25 protein-coding genes and 1 riboswitch are annotated in these 20,613 nt (G+C 65.7%); of the genes, 22 read left to right on the forward strand and 3 right to left on the reverse strand.

Annotation, left to right across the window (positions count from 1 at the left end; all coding sequences use genetic code 11):
* The first annotated feature begins 203 nt into the window (after positions 1–203).
* The gene (locus B7R93_RS08335; RefSeq protein ID WP_103020326.1) at positions 204–455 is read left to right on the forward strand and encodes a DinB family protein; all 252 of its coding nucleotides are present in this window, start codon (positions 204–206) and stop codon (positions 453–455) included.
* 55 nt (positions 456–510) lie between these two features.
* Complete coding sequence (locus B7R93_RS08340) at positions 511–1,734, forward strand: hypothetical protein (protein WP_232798201.1); 1,224 nt, start codon at positions 511–513, stop codon at positions 1,732–1,734.
* A 435-nt stretch (positions 1,735–2,169) separates the two neighbouring features.
* Here the strand turns inward: B7R93_RS08340 and B7R93_RS08345 are convergent, their stop codons facing one another.
* Positions 2,170–2,349, reverse strand: coding sequence for a YqaE/Pmp3 family membrane protein (locus B7R93_RS08345; protein ID WP_103020327.1), 180 nt, complete (start codon positions 2,347–2,349; stop codon positions 2,170–2,172).
* A gap of 80 nt (positions 2,350–2,429) precedes the next feature.
* Positions 2,430–3,005: a hypothetical protein gene (locus tag B7R93_RS08350; protein WP_103020328.1), complete on the reverse strand. Its 576-nt coding sequence runs from the start codon at positions 3,003–3,005 to the stop codon at positions 2,430–2,432.
* Positions 3,006–3,196: 191 nt separating this feature from the next.
* Here B7R93_RS08350 and B7R93_RS08355 point away from each other — a divergent pair, with 191 nt between their 5' ends.
* The 11 genes from B7R93_RS08355 (at position 3,197) to B7R93_RS08405 (ending at position 12,226) form a co-directional block, all read left to right on the forward strand.
* Positions 3,197–3,535, forward strand: coding sequence for an ArsR/SmtB family transcription factor (locus tag B7R93_RS08355; RefSeq protein WP_103020329.1), 339 nt, complete (start codon positions 3,197–3,199; stop codon positions 3,533–3,535).
* 5 nt (positions 3,536–3,540) lie between these two features.
* Complete coding sequence (gene arsD / locus B7R93_RS08360; protein ID WP_103020330.1) at positions 3,541–4,713, forward strand: arsenite efflux transporter metallochaperone ArsD; 1,173 nt, start codon at positions 3,541–3,543, stop codon at positions 4,711–4,713.
* Between the two features lie 364 nt (positions 4,714–5,077).
* Positions 5,078–6,865, forward strand: a complete 1,788-nt coding sequence (gene arsA / locus B7R93_RS08365) for an arsenical pump-driving ATPase (RefSeq protein ID WP_103020331.1) — start codon at positions 5,078–5,080, stop codon at positions 6,863–6,865.
* A gap of 58 nt (positions 6,866–6,923) precedes the next feature.
* Positions 6,924–8,087 carry an ACR3 family arsenite efflux transporter gene (gene arsB / locus B7R93_RS08370; protein WP_279323191.1) on the forward strand — a complete coding sequence of 388 codons (1,164 nt, stop codon included), beginning with the start codon at positions 6,924–6,926 and terminating at the stop codon, positions 8,085–8,087.
* Positions 8,088–8,412: 325 nt separating this feature from the next.
* On the forward strand, positions 8,413–8,724 hold the full coding sequence (locus tag B7R93_RS08375) for a CC/Se motif family (seleno)protein (RefSeq protein ID WP_103020332.1): 312 nt from the start codon (positions 8,413–8,415) through the stop codon (positions 8,722–8,724).
* Positions 8,725–8,765: 41 nt separating this feature from the next.
* Positions 8,766–9,662 carry a universal stress protein gene (locus B7R93_RS08380; RefSeq protein ID WP_103020333.1) on the forward strand — a complete coding sequence of 299 codons (897 nt, stop codon included), beginning with the start codon at positions 8,766–8,768 and terminating at the stop codon, positions 9,660–9,662.
* Positions 9,663–9,686: 24 nt separating this feature from the next.
* Positions 9,687–9,902: an FmdB family zinc ribbon protein gene (locus B7R93_RS08385; RefSeq protein WP_157942256.1), complete on the forward strand. Its 216-nt coding sequence runs from the start codon at positions 9,687–9,689 to the stop codon at positions 9,900–9,902.
* A 74-nt stretch (positions 9,903–9,976) separates the two neighbouring features.
* Positions 9,977–10,396 (forward strand): arsenate reductase ArsC, encoded by a 420-nt coding sequence (locus B7R93_RS08390; RefSeq protein WP_103020335.1) that lies wholly within the window; start codon positions 9,977–9,979, stop codon positions 10,394–10,396.
* A 163-nt stretch (positions 10,397–10,559) separates the two neighbouring features.
* Positions 10,560–10,916, forward strand: a complete 357-nt coding sequence (locus tag B7R93_RS08395) for a PadR family transcriptional regulator (protein WP_198598625.1) — start codon at positions 10,560–10,562, stop codon at positions 10,914–10,916.
* Positions 10,917–11,010: 94 nt separating this feature from the next.
* Positions 11,011–11,907 (forward strand): permease, encoded by an 897-nt coding sequence (locus B7R93_RS08400; RefSeq protein WP_103020336.1) that lies wholly within the window; start codon positions 11,011–11,013, stop codon positions 11,905–11,907.
* An 82-nt stretch (positions 11,908–11,989) separates the two neighbouring features.
* Positions 11,990–12,226 (forward strand): hypothetical protein, encoded by a 237-nt coding sequence (locus tag B7R93_RS08405; protein WP_103020337.1) that lies wholly within the window; start codon positions 11,990–11,992, stop codon positions 12,224–12,226.
* 142 nt (positions 12,227–12,368) lie between these two features.
* Here B7R93_RS08405 and B7R93_RS08410 read toward each other — a convergent pair whose 3' ends face one another.
* Positions 12,369–12,707: a DMT family protein gene (locus tag B7R93_RS08410; RefSeq protein WP_103020636.1), complete on the reverse strand. Its 339-nt coding sequence runs from the start codon at positions 12,705–12,707 to the stop codon at positions 12,369–12,371.
* Between the two features lie 335 nt (positions 12,708–13,042).
* Here B7R93_RS08410 and B7R93_RS08415 point away from each other — a divergent pair, with 335 nt between their 5' ends.
* The 9 genes from B7R93_RS08415 to B7R93_RS15855 all read left to right on the forward strand — a co-directional run.
* Positions 13,043–13,222 carry a hypothetical protein gene (locus B7R93_RS08415; RefSeq protein ID WP_103020338.1) on the forward strand — a complete coding sequence of 60 codons (180 nt, stop codon included), beginning with the start codon at positions 13,043–13,045 and terminating at the stop codon, positions 13,220–13,222.
* A gap of 253 nt (positions 13,223–13,475) precedes the next feature.
* Positions 13,476–14,381, forward strand: a complete 906-nt coding sequence (locus B7R93_RS08420; RefSeq protein WP_103020339.1) for a sterol desaturase family protein — start codon at positions 13,476–13,478, stop codon at positions 14,379–14,381.
* 96 nt (positions 14,382–14,477) lie between these two features.
* The gene (locus tag B7R93_RS08425) at positions 14,478–15,278 is read left to right on the forward strand and encodes a nucleoside phosphorylase (RefSeq protein WP_103020340.1); all 801 of its coding nucleotides are present in this window, start codon (positions 14,478–14,480) and stop codon (positions 15,276–15,278) included.
* A gap of 59 nt (positions 15,279–15,337) precedes the next feature.
* Positions 15,338–15,417: riboswitch (Fluoride riboswitch) on the forward strand.
* Positions 15,418–15,450: 33 nt separating this feature from the next.
* Complete coding sequence (gene crcB, locus B7R93_RS08430) at positions 15,451–15,852, forward strand: fluoride efflux transporter CrcB (RefSeq protein WP_103020341.1); 402 nt, start codon at positions 15,451–15,453, stop codon at positions 15,850–15,852.
* Between the two features lie 75 nt (positions 15,853–15,927).
* Positions 15,928–16,392: a DoxX family protein gene (locus B7R93_RS08435; protein WP_103020342.1), complete on the forward strand. Its 465-nt coding sequence runs from the start codon at positions 15,928–15,930 to the stop codon at positions 16,390–16,392.
* Positions 16,393–16,444: 52 nt separating this feature from the next.
* Positions 16,445–17,137, forward strand: a complete 693-nt coding sequence (locus tag B7R93_RS08440) for an ABC transporter ATP-binding protein (RefSeq protein ID WP_103020343.1) — start codon at positions 16,445–16,447, stop codon at positions 17,135–17,137.
* 183 nt (positions 17,138–17,320) lie between these two features.
* A complete protein-coding gene (locus tag B7R93_RS08445) occupies positions 17,321–18,676 on the forward strand; it encodes a M28 family metallopeptidase (RefSeq protein ID WP_103020344.1) in 1,356 nt (451 codons plus the stop codon).
* Positions 18,677–18,817: 141 nt separating this feature from the next.
* Positions 18,818–19,618 carry an ABC transporter permease gene (locus B7R93_RS08450; protein WP_103020345.1) on the forward strand — a complete coding sequence of 267 codons (801 nt, stop codon included), beginning with the start codon at positions 18,818–18,820 and terminating at the stop codon, positions 19,616–19,618.
* A 117-nt stretch (positions 19,619–19,735) separates the two neighbouring features.
* A partial coding sequence (locus B7R93_RS15855) for an alkaline phosphatase (protein WP_232798203.1) occupies positions 19,736–20,613 on the forward strand: 878 nt, incomplete at its 3' end.

Here is a 20,613-nt window from a genome sequence, read left to right on the forward strand (position 1 = left end):
CGTCCGCCGATGGTTCAACACTGATTCGCTACACCTGCCGCAACGCCCAGGTGCTCGATGGTGTACGGGCCGCCGGTGCGGTTCCGAGTCGGGCCGTTGGGCTGTTTAGCCATTTCCCCGCGCCCAAGACGTGTGGCAGGAACGAGTAGCGAAGACAGTTCAAGCCGCCCCGGACCTTTGGGGGGACGAGGGCCTGCCGGCACGTGCCGAGCGGGCTGAGGGCCCGCGTAGAGCGCTGGCAATCGCTCCTTAACGACCGGTTCGCAGCGGGTCGTGGTCGGCCCATCGCGTACACCGATTCCACGGGCCCCCGCTTCGAAACATCCCCTCGGGACATTCTCTGCCACGTCGTCAACCACCGCACCCACCACCGGGCCCAAGTTGCACTCGTGCTCCGGGAGGCCGATGTTGCCCCGCCCATGACGGGTTCCATCTACCTCGTCGGGGACGCGTAGCCGAACGGCTGTGCGCCGGAACACTGCACCGTCCTTTTCACCACTCCTGTCGCCGATGCGCTGTTCGCTCGTCCCGTGGGGCCTCCTGATCACCGGGCTCGTGCTCGGGTGGGGGTGCCAGCATGACGCCGACACGTCCGTTCCCGAAACGGCCACCTGCCTGGACGCTCCGCTCCCCGCCGAGAGTGGGCAGCCCCATCTCCATGCTGGCGAGGACGGCACCGTGTGGCTCAGCTGGGTCCAGCCGATGGGGGAGGACCGGCACGCCCTCCGCTACGCCACGCTCAGTGACACGAACTGGACGGAGCCGCGCACCGTGGCGCGTGGGAGCGACTGGTTCGTAAACTGGGCCGACGTGCCCTCCCTGCGGCCCCTGCCCGACGGGCGTCTGGGCGCGCACTATCTCCGGAGCAACGGACCGGATCCGCTCGCCTACGGGGTGCGAATCGTGCAGGCCGACGGGGCGGGCGCGTGGCGGTCGGCCATCACGCCGCACGGCGATGGGACGGAGACCGAACACGGATTCGTGTCGATGCTCCCGTGGCCAAAGAACCGCCTGCTGGCCGTGTGGCTCGACGGGCGCAAGACGGCGGAGCAGGAGGGGCGCGAGCGTGAGATGACCCTTCGTGGGGCCGTGCTCGATTCCACCGGGGCGGTCGAGCAGCGGGCGTTGTTGGATGCCCGTACCTGTGAGTGCTGTCCCACCACGGCGGTGCGGACGGGCGACGAGGTGCTCGTGGCGTACCGGGACCGGTCCGAAAACGAGATTCGCAACATCCAACTCGTGCGGTTCGATGGCCAGTCCTGGTCCGAGCCTTCGCTCCTACACGACGACGGGTGGCAAATCGAAGGGTGTCCGGTCAACGGCCCGGCGCTGGCGGCCCGTGGCGACCGGGTGGCTGCAGCGTGGTTTACGGCCCCGAAGGGCACGCCCCGCGTGAAGGTGGCCCTGTCGGGCGACGGCGGACGGCACTTTTCGGAGCCGGTCGTGGTGGCCGAAGACACGCCGACGGGGCGCGTCGATGTTGCACTGCTTGAGGACGGGCGCGCCGCCGTAAGCTGGCTGGGGACGGTTGACGACTCCGCGGCCCTTCGGGTCCGGGCCGTGGAGGCCGACGGGTCGCCCGGAGCTTCGGGCTCGATGGCGAAGCTTCCGTCGGCCTCGCGCGGGGTGAGCATGCCGCGCCTCGTGCAGAATGAATCCCATCTCTACGCGGCCTGGACACACCCGGAGGACGGAGTTCAGGTCGGGCGCCTTCCCGCAGAGGCCCTTCGCTAGCACATTTCGGGGGACGAACCCCGAGGGCCTACTCCTCGTCCTCTGAGACGTCGACCCCCCCGATGGGCAGACGAAAGAACGGGCTCTGCAGCGACGCGTCCGGGCCGCCGCGAGAATTATCGCCGAGGTGCCCGTCGGAGCTGAGGGCGGAGACCGTATGCCCGGCCCCCAGGCTCAAGAACAGAAGACTCGTGGAGAAAAAGCCGGAGAAGGAGAGAAGACCGTGGGGTTCGCATGGTCGTATGCCCTGGTTCGTACTGCGCGTTCACGTCGAGCGAAATGGCAACGGTGCGCCCTCCTCGTCCGGATGAGCGTCCTTGGAGGCGTACGTGCACGACGCGAGCCGACCCGGGGCATTCGATAAGCCGCACTTCTGATCGACGAGTTGCCAACCGATAGGCCATGGTCCCACAACCCCAGGTGGGGCGGACGGCACTACCGGCGGGCGATGATCCAGATGGCGTGGACGAGGCCGGGAAGGTATCCCATCAGGGTGAGGAGGAGGTTGATCCAGAACTGGGTGCCGATGCCCTCCTGGAGAAACACGCCGAGTGGCGGCAGGAGCACGGACACCAGGACGCGGAGCAGGTCGGCCGAACTGGCGGAGGAGCTCATGGGGACTGGGGAGTTGGTGAACACATCGTGGAGTCCTGCTACGCGCATTGTCCCGTTCTCGTTACAAGCCGGGATGGTCTCTACAAGATCCAAGCAACGACGAGTGCGAAGAGGGCGCCCGGCACGAGCAGGCCGGTGGCACCGATGGCGCCCACGACGAGAAGCAGAAAGCCCGGATTCACGAACCGGAGAAGCACGCCGTAGCGGACGAGTAGGGCTCGGTTCTCCAAGAGCACGCCGCGGAGGGCCCAGATGTGCGTCACAACGTCCCACAGGCGCCCGAGGAGGCCCGACGGCGTCTCCGTCGTCACCGACCGGAACGCATCGGTGGACTGCTCAACGGTGCGGGTCGTCCGGTCGGACAGTCGGGTGGGGAGGGCCAAGAGGTCGCGGAGGCCTTGGTAGAAGAGGGCCAAAACGGCGGTGGGCCCCAGGAGAAGTGCGAACGTGACCGCGGCGCCCAGAAGGGACAGCACGTGACTGCTCAGGGGCCACCAGAGAACGCCCCATAGGAGGAGGGCGGCGCCGGCCGAGAGGCCCGCCAGCACCGCGACGCCCGTGGTCAGCTGCTCGGCCAGCGCCGCGGCGGCACGGGCCGTCTGTACGAGCCGGCCTTCTTCGTTTGAATCGGGCGAAGGGGACGAGGAAGCGGGCAAGAGTCGGCTCGGGAAATGAGCAGCGGGCTCGATGCAGGACCGCTCGGCGGAAACGCACGGCCCATTCCGGCTCTCCCTGAACCAACCCTGCGCGGCGTCCTGCGAGATTGGCGTTGAAGCGACGCGGAACAAGCCCGTTCCTTTCTCTTATCGTATATCGACGATAAACGATAGAAGAAACAAATTTCCTGATGCCCTCCGCCACGCATCCCAATTTCACGGAGACCGACCGTCGTCTCGCCCAGACCCTGAAGGCCCTGGCCCACCCGGCCCGGCTCGCCATCGTTCGACTCCTGGCCGACCGCGACGAATGCGTTTGTGGGGAAATCGTGGACGACCTGCCGCTGGCCCAGTCGACGGTCTCCCAGCACCTGAAGGCGCTGAAGGAGGTAGGCCTCGTGCAGGGGACCGTGGAAGGGCGAAGCACCTGTTACTGCATCGCCCCGGAAGCGCTGGCGGCCCTGAAGACGGACGTCGATGGACTGTTCGACGGTCTCTCGCTCTCGACAACGGATCAAAACTGCTGCTAGGCCTCATGCCCGACTCTGATGCTTCCGATGACGCGCTGAAATCGGCCGTCCACGCCAAGTACGCGGCGCTGGCCACAGGGAGAGAGGCGTGCTGTGGGCCGTCCGGGTGCGGAGACACCGACCTCGCCGTCGACATGAGTGAGGACTACGCCGACGCAGTCGCCGCGGACGCCGATCTGGACCTTGGCTGCGGCCGCCCCACCGATCACGCCCACCTCCAGCCGGGCGAGCGGGTGCTCGACCTCGGGTCCGGCGCCGGAATGGATGCCTTCGTGGCCCGCCGCGACGTGGGGCTCGACGGGCACGTCCACGGCGTTGACTTCACCGAAGAGATGGTCGAAAAAGCCCGGGCCAACGCGAACGAGTTGGGCTACGAGAATGTCACCTTCGAAATCGGCGACATCGAAGACCTGCCGGTCGAGGACGACACGTTCGACGTTATTCTTAGCAACTGCGTGCTCAACCTGGTGCCGGACAAGGAGCGGGCGTTTGCGGAAATGGCGCGCGTGCTCCGGCCCGGGGGGCGGTTTTCCGTGTCCGACATCGTTCACGTGGGCACGCTGCCCGATGGGCTCCGCGAGGCCGCCGAGATGTACGTCGGCTGTGTGGCCGGGGCGATGGAACGGAGCGCGTACCTGGACGGGATTCGGGGCGCGGGGTTCACGGACGTGGAGGGGGCCACGGACAAGACCATTTCGCTCCCGGACGACCTGCTTGCCGAGTACCTGGACACGGCCGAGATTGGACGCTTCCGGACGGGCGACGCCGAACTGCAAAGCATCACCGTCGTGGGCCGGCGACCCGAAACGCGTGACGATCGGAAACACGAGGCGGCTCATGCCGAGCCTCCTGCCGACTCGGTCGATGGGCCGGAGATTGAAGTCTTCGACCCGCCGATGTGCTGCTCCACGGGCGTCTGCGGCCCGGAGGCGGACGACGAGCTCGTGACCGTGAGCGAGGTCCTGCGCAAGCTGGAGCGGCGGGGCGCCACCGTCGAGCGCTACAACCCGGCCTCTCATCCGGAGATGTTCACCGACACGCCCGTCGTCTACGACGCCCTTCAGCGCGAGGGGCAGGACGTACTGCCGATCGTGCTCGTCGACGGCCGGGTCCAGTCCCGCTGGTCGTATCCGTCGCGCGAAGAGTTTGCCCACATGGCCGGGCTCGAACCAGCGTAGACACACTGGCTGCTTCGCCATCGCGGTGATATAATCGTCGGTGTTGAAAAATTCCTGCACCGTTAGCTGTCCATTTTGATGGCCCCAAAATGGACGAGACGAGCGAAGCGACTCACGAAGTAAAAGGGCTTGGCTGGCAGAAAATAGCCTGAGACCTGTGCTCGCTACACTGAAATTTATCAAACTTGTCCGACTCCGTCGGACTCACACAAGATAAATTTCGGCCGTTTCGCGAGCGTAGGTCTCCGAGTGGCTATTTTCTGAAGGCCACAGGAGTCAGATATCGAGAGGGATTCAATTTTCATCTGGGAAGAGCTCCTTCCAAAACAACCTGACACTCTTGGCTCAGACCTCCACACAATTCATGCTGTCCTTTCTCGACTCTCCATCGCGCTACCTCTTCTTCACCGGCAAGGGCGGGGTGGGCAAGACGTCCCTCGCCTGCGCCTCGGCGGTTCGGCTCGCCGATGAGGGGAACGATGTCCTTCTCGTGAGCACCGACCCGGCCTCGAACCTCCAGCAGGTGCTCGAAGCGCCGGTGGGATCCGACGTGGCGCCGGTCGAGAGCGTGCCCAACCTGTCGGCCGTCAACATCGACCCGGAGGCCGCGGCGGACGACTACCGCGAGCGGGTGATCGAGCCGATGATGGGCGTGCTTCCCGACGAGACCGTTGAGCAGGTCGAGGAGCAGCTCTCCGGGGCCTGCACGACCGAGATCGCGTCGTTCGACAAGTTTACCCAGTTCTTGGCCGGCGAGGGCGCCGCCGCGGACGTGGACCACGTCGTGTTCGACACCGCCCCGACGGGCCACACGCTGCGCCTGCTGGAGCTGCCGGCCGCCTGGAGCGACTACATCGAGGAGAACCCAGAGGGCGCGTCCTGCCTCGGGCCCGTCTCCGGCCTGGAGGTGCAGCAGGAGCGCTACACCGCCGCCGTCGAGGCGCTGCAGGACGAGGCCCGGACGACGCTCGTGCTGGTGAGCCGCCCGGAGGCCTCGGCACTGAAGGAGGCGGCACGGTCGAGCGGTGAGCTCCGGGATCTGGACATCACAAACCAGCAGCTCGCCGTCAACGGCGTCTTCCGCGCCCGGGACCCGGGCGACCCGCTGGCGGAGGCGATGGAGCGCCGCGCCGACGAGGCCCTCGGCGAGATGCCGGAGGCACTGGCCGACCTCCCGCGCGATACGGTTCCGCTGAAGGGCTACAACCTTGTCGGCCTCGACGCCCTCCGGAGCCTGGTCTCTGATGAAGAACCCTCGCCCACGACGAACGGCGCGGAGCAGCCCCCCGAGATTGACCTCCCGAGCGTGCACGGGCTGGTGGACGGGTTTGCCGAGGACGGGCACGGGCTCATCATGGTGATGGGGAAGGGGGGCGTCGGGAAGACAACGATCGCCGCGTCGGTGGCCGTCGACCTGGCCCGGCGGGGCGAGGAGGTCCTCCTTACGACTACCGACCCGGCCGCCCACATTGCCGACGCGGTGGGCGGCGAGACGCTTCCAAACCTGGAGGTCAGTGCCATCGACCCGGACGAGGCCACCCGCCAGTACCGGGAGCGGGTCCTCGAGACGAAGGGCACGGACATGGACCCCGAGGAGCGGGAGCTGCTGGAGGAGGATCTGCGCTCGCCCTGCACGAAGGAAGTGGCCGTCTTCCGCGCCTTTGCCCGCGAGATCGGCACGGCCCAGCGCCAGTTTGTGGTGATGGACACCGCGCCCACCGGCCACACGCTCCTGCTACTCGACACGACCGGCTCCTACCACCGCGAGGTGATGCGCACGAGCGAGGTGGAGGCGGGCCGCATTACGACGCCGCTCATGCGCCTGCAGGACCCGGAGTACACCAAGATGCTGCTCGTGACGCTGCCGGAGACGACGCCGGTCCTGGAGGCGACCCAACTGCAGGACGACCTGGAACGGGCGGGCATCACCCCCTACGCCTGGGTCGTGAACCAGAGCCTCGCGGCGGCGGGGCCCTCCGACCCGCTGCTGGTGGAGCGCGCCCACGCCGAGGCGCCGCAGATCGAGGCCGTGCAGAGCGAGCACGCCGAGCGCACCGCCCTGGCCCCCTGGATGCCCGACGAGCCGGTCGGACCCGGACGCCTGCAGGCCCTTGCCCGTGGCACGACGCAGGCCGCGCCGGTCCAGGCCTAACTGACTCCTCCGCCGACTGCTCTCCTGAATGTGAACGAACCCCAAACGCGTCTTCCCTATGCCCGATCAGACTCCGACGACGAACACGACTTCAGACGCCCCTGCCTCCCCGCCCGAGAACGGACATCCGCAGAATGGATCTCCTCACGACATCGACTCGACCGCCGAGAAGAGCCAGGACGACCTCGGGGTCTTTGAACGCTACCTGAGCCTGTGGGTCGCGCTCTGCATTGCCGTCGGCGTGGCGATCGGGCAACTGATTCCGGCCGTGCCCAACGTGCTGGGCGAGATGGAGGTCGCAAAGGTCAACCTGCCGATTGCCGTCCTCATCTGGGCGATGATCTACCCGATGATGGTACAGGTCGACTTCAAAAGCATCCTCGGCGTGCGGCGCCACCCGAAGGGCATCACGGTGACCGTGGTGGTGAACTGGCTCATCAAGCCGTTCACCATGTTCGGCTTTGCGTGGCTCTTTCTAAAGGGCATCTTCGCCCCCCTCATCGAGCCGGGACTGGCGAGCGAGTACGTGGCCGGGGCCATCCTGCTCGGCGCGGCGCCCTGCACGGCGATGGTGTTCGTGTGGAGCTACCTCACCGACGGGGACGCGGCCTACACGCTCGTGCAGGTGGCGATCAACGACCTCATCATGCTGGTGGCATTTGCGCCGATCGTGGCGTTTTTGCTCGGCCTCTCCGACGTGATCGTGCCCTGGGACACGCTGCTGCTGTCCGTGGGCCTCTACATCGTGATTCCGCTGGCGGCGGGCTACCTCTCGCGCACCTGGCTCATTCAGGCGAAGGGGGAGGAGTGGTTCGACAACGTCTTCCTGGAACGGCTCGGGCCGGTGACGATGGTCGGCCTGCTGCTGACGCTGGTGCTGCTCTTTTCCTTCCAGGGCGAGGTGATTCTGCAGAACCCGCTCCACATCGTGCTCATCGCGGTGCCGCTCATCGTGCAGACGTTCTTCGTGTTCGCAATTGCGTACGGCTGGGCCTACGCCTGGCGCGTGCCGCACGACATCGCCGCCCCCGCCGGCATGATCGGCGCGAGCAACTTCTTCGAGCTGGCCGTGGCCTCGGCCATCGCCATGTTCGGCGTCACCTCCGGGGCGGCGCTGGCGACGGTGGTGGGTGTGCTCGTGGAGGTGCCGCTGATGCTGACACTGGTGCGCATCGCGAACGCGACGCGGCCGCAGTTTGAGCGGCGGACGGCTGCGGCCTGAGTTTTGGGAGCTGGCTTTGCACGTCCCACCTTTCCGCTAGTTGCTCGTGCGTATTCCCTTTTTGAGTGTCCCTTTTGTCTTGATACAAAAGGGACTAAAAGATCAAGGCTATGAAGAAAATGCCTGACATCTGCCGCGGCTTCGCAGTCCGGAGACTACTTCCTCGCTCTGCTCAGGGCGCTGAAATTCTTCAAACTCGCTCACTCCATTCGCTCAGACACTGAAGAATTTGCGGGCGCTTCGCCTCTGCAGATCTCCGAGCGGCATTTTCTTCAAGGCCGGTGGGCTCTCACACAGCCATCTACAGCACAGTTCAGATTAAGAGATGCCTGAAATCAAATCCCAGTTGGAGCTATCGATCGACGAGGAGGCGGTGGACTACGCCCGCGAGGAGGGCGGCGTGCTGACGATTCGCCCGAGCCCGCGGCACGGGTGCTGCGGGGGGCGCGTGGAGTTGGCGGTCGCCAGTACCGAGTCGCCGGCCGACCTCGAGGCCTACGTCGAGACGGAGCGGCAGGGCCTCACGGTATACGTGCATCGGGGCTTCGTGTCGCTGAATAACGCCCCGCTGCACGTGGGGCTCGACCGGCTGTGGCTGTGGTCCGCGCTCTACGTCGAGGCAGCGTCGCAGATGTAGCACTTCCTTCTCGCTTCACTTGCCAACGTACTCACTCGCCCATGTTTGACGTTAATCACGTTGTCGCCGCCGTCGACTTCTCCCCGGCGACCGAGCCGCTTCTGGAGTGCCTGTCCGAGCTTCGGTCGGTCGGGATGGAGACCGTCACGCTGATGCACGTGCTGGAGATGCACTACGGACGCCGCCCGCCCGTGGAGCACCGGGAGATGTACGAAGACATGCTGTCCTCACGCGCCGAGCAGCTGCGGGGGAAGGGCGTTGCGGTCCACACGCACCTGGAGACCGGCCCGTCGGCCCCTCGGATCGTGGACTACGCCGAGGATGAGGAGGCCGATCTGATTCTGATGGCCTCCCGCGGGCACAACCTGCTCCAGCGCCTGCTTCTCGGCTCCACGGCCACCGAGGTGATGCGCACGACGACCGTGCCGGTGCTGCTCGACCGCATCGAACCGGCCGAGGGCGATGGGAATGCCCGGTGTTCAGGCGTCTGCGACAAGAAATTCCGGCGCCCGCTCCTGGCGACCGACCTGTCCGACTCGGCGGAGGGGGCTGAAGAGGCGGCCCTAGGGCTCACCGAGCAGGCCGAATCGGCCGTCTTTATGACGGTGCGCGACGCGCAGGACAGCGACGTCTCCGCCGGGGCGGTCCGCACCGAGCTGGAGGCCCTGGCCGAGCGGGCCGCCTGTCCGACTGCCGTCCGGGTGGAGCAGGGGCGTGCCGCTTCGGCGGCCATTGCGGAGGGGGCCGACGCGGAAGACAGTACCGTCCTGATCGTCGGGAAGCACGGCCGCGGCTACCTCGAAGAACAGGTCGTCGGAAGCACGGCCGATGCCCTCATCAAGCGCGCCCAACGGCCCGTCCTCATGGTCCCGACGGCCGCCGCTCGCTCCCGCCGCGACGCGGCCACCAAGGCCGCCGCGGCAACTCCTTCTGCATAACTGATTTACCAATTGCTCTTCGCCATGCCGACCTACGAATACCGCTGTTCCGACTGCGACACCGACTTTGAGCTAGAGGCAACCGTCGCCGAGTACGAAGACGGGCTTGACGCCACCTGCCCTGAGTGCGACTCGCAACAGACCCCCCGCCGTCTCGGCTCGGTGATGATCTCGATGGGGGACGTCTCTCCCGATGCGCCGCAGGGCGGGGGCTGCACGCCTGGGGGCGGCTGTTGCTGACCGACAGAATGCCCGGGCGCGTCCGGCCTCAACAATACGCGGGGTTCCTACCTTTTCTCTCTTCTTTTGTCCCCATGGATACTGTTCTCTTCGTCTGCACCCACAACGCCTCCCGCTCCCAGATGGCCGAGGGGCTGCTGCGCGATCGCTACGGGGACCGCTACGAAGTCTACAGCGCGGGGACGAATCCCAGAGGAGTCAACCCGTTTGCCGTCGAGGTGATGGAGGAAATCGGGATCGATATTTCTGGGCATACCTCCGATCATGTTGATGCATGTGCCGACACGCCGCTCGACATCGTCGTCACTGTCTGCGACGATGCCGCGGAGAACTGCCCGTACATTCCGGCTCGCGAGCAAAACCTGCATCGGGGGTTCGACGACCCCTCGGCCGTCGACGGGACCGATGCGGAGACGCGCGCGGCCTTCCAGCGCGTTCGCGACGAGCTGGCCGACTGGATTGACGTCACGTTCGCGTCGGCGGACAGAGGGTGATGTTTGTTCGAAGCGGAGTGCAGCCGACGGAGCTGGACTCCCGAATCAGTCCGAACGCTGGCTTCTGTAGTGTGGATCGAGTTGACGACGGGTCCGGCCGGAACAGGGAAAAAAGCACGGCATAACATGCATAGACCATCAAGGCAAAAACCCATGCAGACCAATGGCTGGCGACATCACGACCGAGGACTACTGGCGCTCTGTGATGAATCAGAGTCTCTGTAAGTTCTTCATCCTGCGCGCGCTCTACGAGAAGCCCCTGCACGGATACGGCGTCACCAAGGCCGTCGATGAACAGACCGATGGGTTTTGTGTCCCGACGGAGGGGACGGTGTACCCAATCCTCCGCGAATTTAAGGAGTGCGGCTGCGCCGAGGCCACGGAGAAAACGCACAATGGGCGGCAACGCAAAGTGTACCGGCTTACGGAAAAAGGGCGGAGAGCCTTCGAGCGGGGCGTGGAGGTCTGGCAGGACGCCCTCGAACACGTCGAACGGGCGTCGGAAACCGTCGCGACGTGATACCACGAGTCTCTTTTTTTGCCATTAAACATCGAGGGTCTATGCATAGGCCCTCATACCTGTGCGAATCCGTAGAACCTGCGATCGTCAAACTATGAACTCACTCGTTGATAGCCTGGAGTTCTTTGCCGTCATCATGGCGGAGCTGGTTGTGCTTTTCCTGGCGATCAGCCTCCTGGTGGCGCTGCTGCAAGAATACGTTTCCGACGACAGGATGCGGGGCTGGCTCACGCGCGGGGGGCCGGTGGGCCAGAATGCCTCGGGCGCGGCCCTGGGCGGACTGACGCCGTTCTGCTCGTGCTCCACGATTCCCATGACCCTTGGGCTCCTGAACGCGAACGCCCCGTTCGGGGCCGTCATGTCGTTTTTGATCGCCTCTCCGCTTATCAACCCCGTAATTATTGGCCTCTTTTGGGTAATGCTCGGCTGGCAGGCGACCCTGGCGTACGCAGCCGTCGGGTTTGCCCTGGCGGTCATCGGTGGCGTTGCCTGGGAAAAACTGGGCCTGGAGAAGGACGTCAAGCGTGTGCGCGTTTCGGGCGGCCCCCAAGAAGATGCTGCTCGCGGCACGGGCACGTGGCAGGACAAGCTGCGGCGCGCGTGGGGGGCCGCTTGGGGCGACTTTCGGGGCGTCTTCTGGTACCTGGTGATCGGTGTCGCGATCGGCGCCGCGGTCAAAGGCTTCGTACCGGAAACCTTCATCGCGGGCATTGCCGGGCCGGACAACCCGCTGGCCATCCCCATCGCCTCCGTCATCGGGGTTCCGCTCTATGTCCGCGCCGAGACCATGGTGCCGATTGGGCTGGCGTTCATCGAAAAGGGCATGGGCACCGGGGCGGTGATTGCACTGATCATCGGCGGGGCCGGGGCGTCCATCCCTGAGGTATCGATGCTATCGGCGATCTTCAAGCCTCGTCTCCTGGGCGCATTCGTGGCCACGATTCTCACGGTTGCTGTCACGGCAGGATTGTCCTACACGATCTTCTTTTGAGCGCTCATTCGCTCGCACGCGACCCTCAGCGGGGAATTTTGCGCTGAGGACTTTCTCTCTCATCAACCGAACCATCAGACCCATGGCTACCGACAACGGCTTCTTCAGCACACTTTTCGGATGGGGCACAGAAGAGAATTCCTCCGACGAGGAGTGCTGCTCCCTTGACATCGAAGAGATTGAGGACGAGGAAAAAAGCGATCCGGGGGCGGCTGCGTCCGACCGGCACACTGGGCGCGATGCCGACAGCGCCCCCTGCTGCGGAAACGGCGCGCCGGTCTCGTCGTCCGAACCGGCGGAGTCCGCCACGCAGCAATAGTGGCGACTGAGAGCAGCGACGTTTTGTCTTCTGTCCGAGGGACTGTAGCCGATGGCTGGGGTCCCTCGTACTCTTTTGGGATTACTGGGATTACCGTGCGCGCGAACCGTGAATCCCTTCGTCCCCAACATGACGCGCATCCTCACCGAAAGATGAAGTAGGCCGCCCCGACCATGCAGAGCCCGGCCCAGAGATAGTCCAAGTCCGGAGTCTCGTTCATGTAGAACACGGCAAAGGGCACAAACACCGACAGTGTGATAATCTCCTGCAGAATTTTGAGCTGGCCCAGGGTGAGGGCCGTGTGGCCGATGCGGTTGGCGGGGACCTGAACGGCGTATTCGAAGAACGCAATGCCCCACGCGATGAGGGCAGCCACGTACCACGGGTCGTCCGATAGATTTTTGAGGTGCCCGTACCAGGCAAACGTCATGAACACGTTTGACAGAACGAGCAGAAGCGTGGTCTGCAGCCAGATGGGCATCAGCCAGGTGGGCATAGGAGGAGGGATCGTCTAGGTTGAGTCGATAGATGAGTATCGAACGTACGAACGTCGTCCCCCATAGATGGGCAGGCAGAGAGCGGAGAAAAACTCTTCTCACGTTGTTTGCACGGAGGGAATATGCCCTGGTGAGCCGACCACGGACGCCAGTTGTTGGGGCGGGGGATCGTTCTGCTGGCTTTTCTACCCCTCCTCACGACCAACGAGCGACGATAGACGCCGCTGTGCCTGATGACCTCGATGCCGGTTGGGACCTGCTCTGAGCGGTCGACCTGCCGCATGAGGACCTCACGCTCTATCTGCTCGCCACGACGGCAATGGACTATTTCCGAGGCTGTGGCTACGAACGCATCGAGCGAGAGACCCTGCCCGAGACGATTCGGCAGGCCAAGGAGGTCGCTCGGCTCTGTCCGGCCAGTGCCACCTGCACGCGGAAGCACCTTTCGACGGCGGACACGCACTCCGCCGAAGAATGGGAGGCTTATTGTGGCACGTAGATCTCGGGCGTGTTTCTCAGAAGGAGTCATATCGGAGGGACGTGCGAGGCAGTTCCTGGGTTCTTCTGTCGGTTTTGCGTCGAAAAAGAGACGGCTGGGGAGAGAGGAAACAGCGGCCTCGGTGCACGGTGGAAGCGATCAACGTGCGGCCGTCTGAGAAGAACTGCGAGGGTCACATTGCCAGGGCCCGGGTCGGGCAATTGCCCTCGCTCACCCGTCCGGTCGCTTCTGCTCAGCAGACAACCACGCGCCCATGGCTGCCCTTCTCGACGCAATGACGCAGGCCCAAACGACTGGCATGCTCGTGGGGCTGGCGGCATTGATGCTCTGGGAGCACGCCCATCCGTTCTTCGACTACTTCCGGCGGGCGCCCAAGGAGCGAGGCGTGCATGCGCTGCGCAACCTTCTGCTGGGCGGCCTCAATGCCGCGGTCATCTCCCTTCTCTTCGTCGGACTCTGGGGGGCGGCCGCGATCTGGGCCGAGCAGCAGGGCCTCGGGCTCCTCCATTGGTTCGGCGCCGCGGGGGGACTGCCGCTCTGGGCCCACGCCCTCGGCGCTGTGCTCCTGCTCGACGCCTGGATGTACGTGTGGCACCGCATCAACCACGTCATCCCGTTTCTCTGGCGGTTCCACCGGGTGCACCACCACGACCCGAAGATGGACGTGACCACGGCCAGCCGGTTCCACACCGGTGAGATCATCATCTCGTCCCTGCTGCGGATCGGCGTGATCCTGGGGGGCGGAATCTACCTCTGGGAGCTGGTCCTCTACGAGACGGTGATGTTTGCCGTGGTGCAGTTCCACCACGCGAACGTTGCGCTCCCCGCGTGGCTGGACCGCGCGCTGCGCGCAGTGATTGTGACCCCGGACATGCACAAGGTGCACCACTCGCGCTTCCAGCCGGAGACGGACTCGAACTACAGTTCGCTCTTCTCGGTCTGGGACCGGCTCGGACGCACCTTTCGCCTAAGCGACGACCCATCGACCCTGGAGTTTGGGCTCGACGGGTGGGACGCCCCGGCGGATCAACGCTTCGTGGGCCTGCTGTGGGCGCCGCTCAAGCGCATCGATCCGAAGGACGCGGGGGAGGACCTGCGCCCCGAAGTGGTGTCTCTGGAGGGCCCGTCCGGCGACGAGGAGACGGGCGAGCCCGGGTGAGGCCCGATCCGCGTACGTCCTGCCCGTGGGGGGTGCGCTGCGGGAGCACTCGTCGTCGTGTCGACGGAACGTGCATCTGATCACGAGTCTTCGCTCATGGCTTCTTCCGACTCGTCTCCCCTCCGTCCACACAAGGCCTACGAGGAGCCGTCGGTCTTCCAGCCGGAAAACCTCCTCCGCGAGGCGCGACGCCAGAACGAGGTCGAGGATGGCACCGTGCCGGATGTGTGCCTGCTCGACCCGGACGGGGACATCGTGGATCATCTGCGAGAAACCGGCCAGGCCCAGCCGCATCCCCACTGGCCCGGCTACCACACGACCCTCTACGAAACGGTTCTGGAGGGGCGAACGATCGGGGTGCTGGACCGGGCCGTAGGGAGTTCTTTTGCCGTCCTGGTGGCCGAGCAGCTTTTTGCGGCAGGGTGTAAACTGTTGCTGAGCATCACGTCCGCCGGGCAGATCGTGCCGCAGGGCGAGCCCCCGTACTTCGTCTTCATCGAGGAGGCCCTCCGTGACGAGGGAACCAGTCCCCACTATCGTCCGCCCTCGTCCTACGCGTCGCTGGATCCAGCACTGCGTGCCCGGTTTGAAGACGCGTTTGCACCGGTGCCTGTGCCGGTGCACGCGGGCCGGTCCTGGACGACCGACGCGCCTTATCGCGAGACGGAGACCGCGATCGCCGCGGCGCGCGACGAGGGCATTCTCGCCGTCGAGATGGAGGCGGCGGCGCTCTATGCGTTTGCGGAGGCGCGGGAGCAGTCGGTGGTCTGCTTCGCCCACGTGACGAACCAGATGGCTGTCGAGGAAGGCGACTTCGAGAAGGGAGAAGCCGACGGGGTGCGCGATGCCCTCGCGCTCCTGACCGCCGCCGTTGAGGCCTGTGAGGCCGTGGTGTGAGGCGAGGCATGCGTGCTCTGGAGGGGAACTTGCCCCGCAGGCACTGTTTTCCCAACATGCCCACCGATGGCGATGGGGGTCGCCGATAGCTGCCTCTACGCAGCAGTTCCTGCGGGGGGCTGATGACTCCTACTGATTCCCGCTATAACGTAGGAGCACCGTCGACTCTCGTATGGTAAAGCTGTTCTGGATCGCGCTTGGCGGCAGCCTCGGCGCACTTCTTCGGCACGGCCTGTCGTCACTCGCCCATCGACTCCTCCCCCCATCGTTTCCGTGGGGCACGCTCGCGGCGAACCTCTCGGGCTGTTTCCTCATCGGGGTGCTATGGGTCGTCGCCGCCGAGTATTCGTTTTCGCAGAACGTGCGGGTGTTTGTTTTTACGGGGGGAATCGGGTCGTTGACGACGTTTTCGACCTACAGCCTCGAAAGCCTCATGCTGCTGCGGGAGGGACGGGTCCTGAGGGGGCTCGGCAACGTGCTGATCAGCAATGTGATCGGCCTCGCCCTGGTTGCGCTGGGCATCGGATGTGCCCTCCTTCTGCTGGGGGAACCCGTTTCTGGCGTTGACGCATAGCCTTCCGGAGGTTGATGGGCACGGAGACTGAGGAATGGTACCTCCATTGCACGCTCTTCCGCTCGGATCCATCCCATGGCAGACTCCCATTCCCGCGCCTCGTCCCCCAAGATGGCGTGGTGGACGTTGCCGCTCGTCCGCCTCATGGTGGGGGCTGTCTTCCTCTCCGAAGGCATTCAGAAATTTCTGTCTCCGGCGATGCGCGGCCCCGGGCGCTTCGCGGACATGGGGTGGCCGGTTCCCAAGGTCCTGGCAAACTTCGTCGGCGCGGCGGAGGTCGTCTGTGGCGCGCTCATTCTGCTGGGCCTCTACACGCGGCTGGCCGCGGCGGGCACGGCCACAATCATGACCGTCGCGATCATCACGACGAAGATTCCGATCTGGATGGGGACGGGCTTCGGGCCGTTCGAGGTGCGCGAGCTGAGCCAGTATGGCTTCTGGAGCATGGCCCACGCAATGCGGACCGACTGGGCGATGCTGCTCGGCTCACTCGTGCTGGTGATCGCCGGCGCCGGGCCGTGGGCAGCCGATTCGGAGTAGCACCTGCTCGCCGCGACCCCTTAGCGTCTGCCCCGCGAACGTTGGTCCCCCGATGCCCGATCCCCGGCTCCTCACCACCGAAAACCTCACGCGCACCGTCGACGGTGAGACGCTGGTGGCGGACGTGTCGATCGAGGTGCGGGCCGAGGAAGTCTTCGTCGTGTTTGGCCCGTCCGGCTCGGGCAAGACCTCGCTTCTGCGCCTCCTGAATCGCCTCGACGAGCCGACGTCGGGGGCCGTCCGTCTCGGGGGCACCGACTACCGCACCATCGCTCCGCGCACGCTGCGGCAACGCGTGGGCTGGGTGCCACAGGCGCCGACGCTCGTGGGCGGAACCGTCGCGGAGAACGTGGCGTGGGGCCCCACACTGCGGGACGAGCCGGTCGACACGGAGCAGCTGCACGAACTGCTCGACCGGCTGGGGCTGTCGGGGTTTGCGGACCGGGACGCCGATCGGCTCTCCGGCGGGGAGGCGCAGCGCGTGGCCATCGCCCGCACCCTCTTCAACGACCCCGATGTCGTGCTGCTCGACGAGCCAGCCTCGAGCCTCGACGCTCAGGCGGCGGAGCGCGTCGAGTCGCTCCTGGCCGACGTGATGGATGCCTACGCGCTCACGGCCGTGCTCGTCACCCACGACGCCGACCGGGCGCGGCGGCTGGGACGGCGGGGCGTGCGGATGGAGGGGGGGCGGGTGGTCCGAAGAGGCAAGAGCACGGATGTGGTCGACGCGTCCGCGAGCTCATAGCCCGCGTCCAGCTGCCCTCGCCGGAGAGCGGTCGCTCTGTCCCCTGGGGGGAAGGAGGGGCCCGTTCACAGAGCGTCGTCGGGGCACAAATGTGCCGCCTGAGGAGCCCTGAATGGAGATTCGGGGCGCGTGTGGTTACCCTATGGGCCCGCCACCGCTTTCCCAAAAATTGTTTGTGTCTCGATGCTTCGTCTTAGCAGTGTGCTCCTCGTACTGTCCCTTGTGCTTGGGAGCCCGGCCATGGCCCAGGAGGGCCCGCCCTCCGAGGTGGACCCGGCCGTCCAGCAGATGGTCCACGACGTGCAGGCCGATCGGTTGGAGGCCGATGTCCGGACCCTCGTTGATTTCCACACGCGCCACACTCTTTCGGATACGACCTCGGACGAGCGGGGCGTCGGGGCCGCCCGCCGCTGGCTGAAGGCCGAGTTTGAGCGCATCTCTGCCGACTGTGGCGGGTGCCTCGAGGTTCACTATCAAAAGACGGTCGTGGAGGCCTCGGAGACCGAACGGATTCCGAGCGATACGCCTGTCTACAACGTGATGGCCATCCAGCGAGGCACCGATCATCCCGAGCGGTACGTGCTAATGGGGGGGCATCTCGACTCGCGGGTCTCCAGTGTCATGGACAGCACGAGCCGTGCCCCCGGCGCCAACGACGACGCGTCGGGCGTGGCGGGAGCAGTGGAGGCCGCTCGGGTTCTGTCGCAGCACGAGTTTGAGAGCAGCATCGTGTACGTGGGGTATACCGGCGAGGAGCAGGGCCTCTTTGGCAGCACGCACGCGGCAGAGGTGGCCCAGGAATGGCACCTGGCTGGCGTGCTCAACAACGACATGATTGGCAACGTGGAGGGCATCGACGGCGTGGTGGAGAACAACACGTTCCGGGTCTTTTCCCAGCCCCGGCCGGAGGACCTGTCGGAGAACTGGTCGGCGCGGTTCTTCGGGGGAGAGAACGACGGGCCCTCCCGCCAGCTTGCGCGCTACGTGGCCGGCATGGCCGAGACGTACGTCCGCAATCTGGAGCCGATGCTCATCTACCGGCTCGACCGCTTCGGGCGCGGGGGCGACCAGATGCCGTTTGCCGACCGGGGCTTCCCGGCCGTGCGGGTGATGGAGACGCACGAGAACTACAACCGGCAGCACCAGGACCTCCGGACGGAAGACGGGACTGAGTACGGGGACGTGGTCGAGGGGGTCAACTTCCAGTACGCGAAGAAGCTGACCGGCGTCAACGTCGCCTCCCTGGCTTCGCTGGCCGCCGGCCCGCCCGTCCCCGACAGCGTGCGCATCGGCGGGGCCGTTTCCCCGAACACGACACTGGACTGGGAGGCAGTCGACCACGGCGACCTGGCCGGCTACAAGGTATACTGGCGCCGCACCGCCGCCCCCCGCTGGCAACACAGCACGTTTGTGCCGGCGGGCACGACGGAGCACACCCTCGAAAACGTCGTCATCGACAACTACCTCTTCGGCGTGGCCGCGGTGGACGAGGAGGGACACGAGAGCCCCGTCGCGTTTCCGTCGACCCTGATCCGATAGGCCGTGTCGGTTCGCGGCCTGTCCGGGGATCCCAGTGTCGTATCGTTTGTCTCTGAACACCCGCGACCGGGTCGATTGTGCGTCGGAGGGTCGAGCCTTCAGGGGGAACCGCCCGCAGGACTCCACACAGAGCTAGGTACGATGCTCCAAGATGCCCTCGGCTACGTTCAGGACCCCATCGTACTTGAGGGACTTGCCCAGGTCGGCGCCGCGACCGTGCTGGCCGTGCTCGTTGTGCTCCTCTCGTGGCGGCGCGGCCTAGGGCTGGAGTCGGAGCTGAGTGGGGCGTTTGCCCGCGGCTTCGTGCAGATCGTGGCCGTGGGTCTCGTCATCGGGGGGCTGCTGGCGGTGCCCGTCGTCTGGAGCACGCTCATTTTGCTCGGGATGGTGGGCGGGGCCACCTGGATCTCACGGCAGCGGGGAGAGGGCCTGCCCGGCGTCACGCAGGTTTCATTTTTGTCGATTACAGTGGGGGCGGGGCTCGTCGTCGTCACGATGACGGCGGCCGGGGCCATCGAGGCGACCGTCCGCAGCCTCGTGCCGGTGGGGAGCCTCGTGATCGCCAACGCCATGAAGATCAACAGCCTGGCGCTCGACCGCCTCAAGGACGAGCTCCGGGACAAGCGAAATGAAATTGAGGTGGGCCTTGCGCTCGGCGGCCCGCCCCGGGCCGTGCTGGCCCGGCCCCTGCGGACCAGCGTCCGGGCCTCGCTCATCCCAGTGGTGGACTCGCTGAAGAGCCTGGGCTGGGTCTGGATTCCTGGGGTCATGGCCGGGATGATTCTCGGCGGGGAGAACCCCGTCTATGCCGCGCTCTATCAGTTCGTCATCATGGCCATGATCTTCGCCGCCGGGGGCCTCACGAGCCTGCTCACCAGCCTGCTGATGGGCCGCCGCGTAATGACGGAGGCCGAGCAGCTGCGCCGCATTGGCGACGGGTAGCCGGAGGGATCATTCTTTGGTAACCCGTTCCGGTCGACGGCGCAGGGATCTTTGCGGGCGGCTTTGGTTTTTGTGTTGTGTCATCGCATCCTGTCGACCAGCCCCCACCCCTCTTCCGTGAGCGACGCGTACCACGACCGTCTCCGATCTGATTCCGACGATGCGCCCTCCCGCCGCGATTTTTTGAAGACCGGGGCCCTCGGGGCCCTGGCCCTCGGCACCGGCGGCATGGCCAGCACGGCCAGCGGGAAGCCCCGCACCGACGTGTCGGGCATCGAGGCGCCCGGCGACGCCAAAAACATCATCTTCCTGGTGAGCGACGGCATGAGCGCCGGCACCCTTACGATGGCGGACCTGCACCTCCGGCGCCACCACGGGCGGCGGTCGAACTGGCTGCGCCTCTACGAAGAGGGGCGCGTGCGGCACGGCCTCATGGACATGGCCGCGGCGAACTCGATCGTGACCGGCTCCGCGGCGGCGGCCTCGTCGTGGGGCTCGGGCCACCGCGTCTTCAATGAGGCGGTGAACATGAGCGAGGACGGGGAAAAATACCGCACCATCCTTGAGATTTTCCGGGACGCGGGGAAGGGAACGGGGCTCGTGACCACGACCCGCATCACGCACGCCACCCCGTCGGGCTTCGGGATCAACATGCCCGCACGGTGGAGCGAGGACAAGATTGCTGCGCAGCACCTGGAGCGTGAGTACGACGTGCTGATGGGCGGCGGGGCGCGTCACTTCGATTCCGACCAGCGGGACGACGGGCAGAATCTGTTTCAGGCCTTCGAGGACAAGGGCTACACAGTGGCTCAGTCGAAGTCGGGCCTAAACACCTGGGGGCACGAGGGGGCTTTCCTCGGAACGTTCTACGACACCCACCTGCCCTACGTCCTCGATCATCAAAACATTTCCTCTCACCAGCAGCGGGTGCCGCGCCTGCCCGAGATGACCGACGCGGCCCTCCAGCGCCTCTCGCAGAACAACGACGGCTTTCT

It is taken from the genome of Salinibacter altiplanensis (assembly GCF_002894645.1).
Taxonomy (GTDB): domain Bacteria; phylum Bacteroidota; class Rhodothermia; order Rhodothermales; family Salinibacteraceae; genus Salinibacter; species Salinibacter altiplanensis.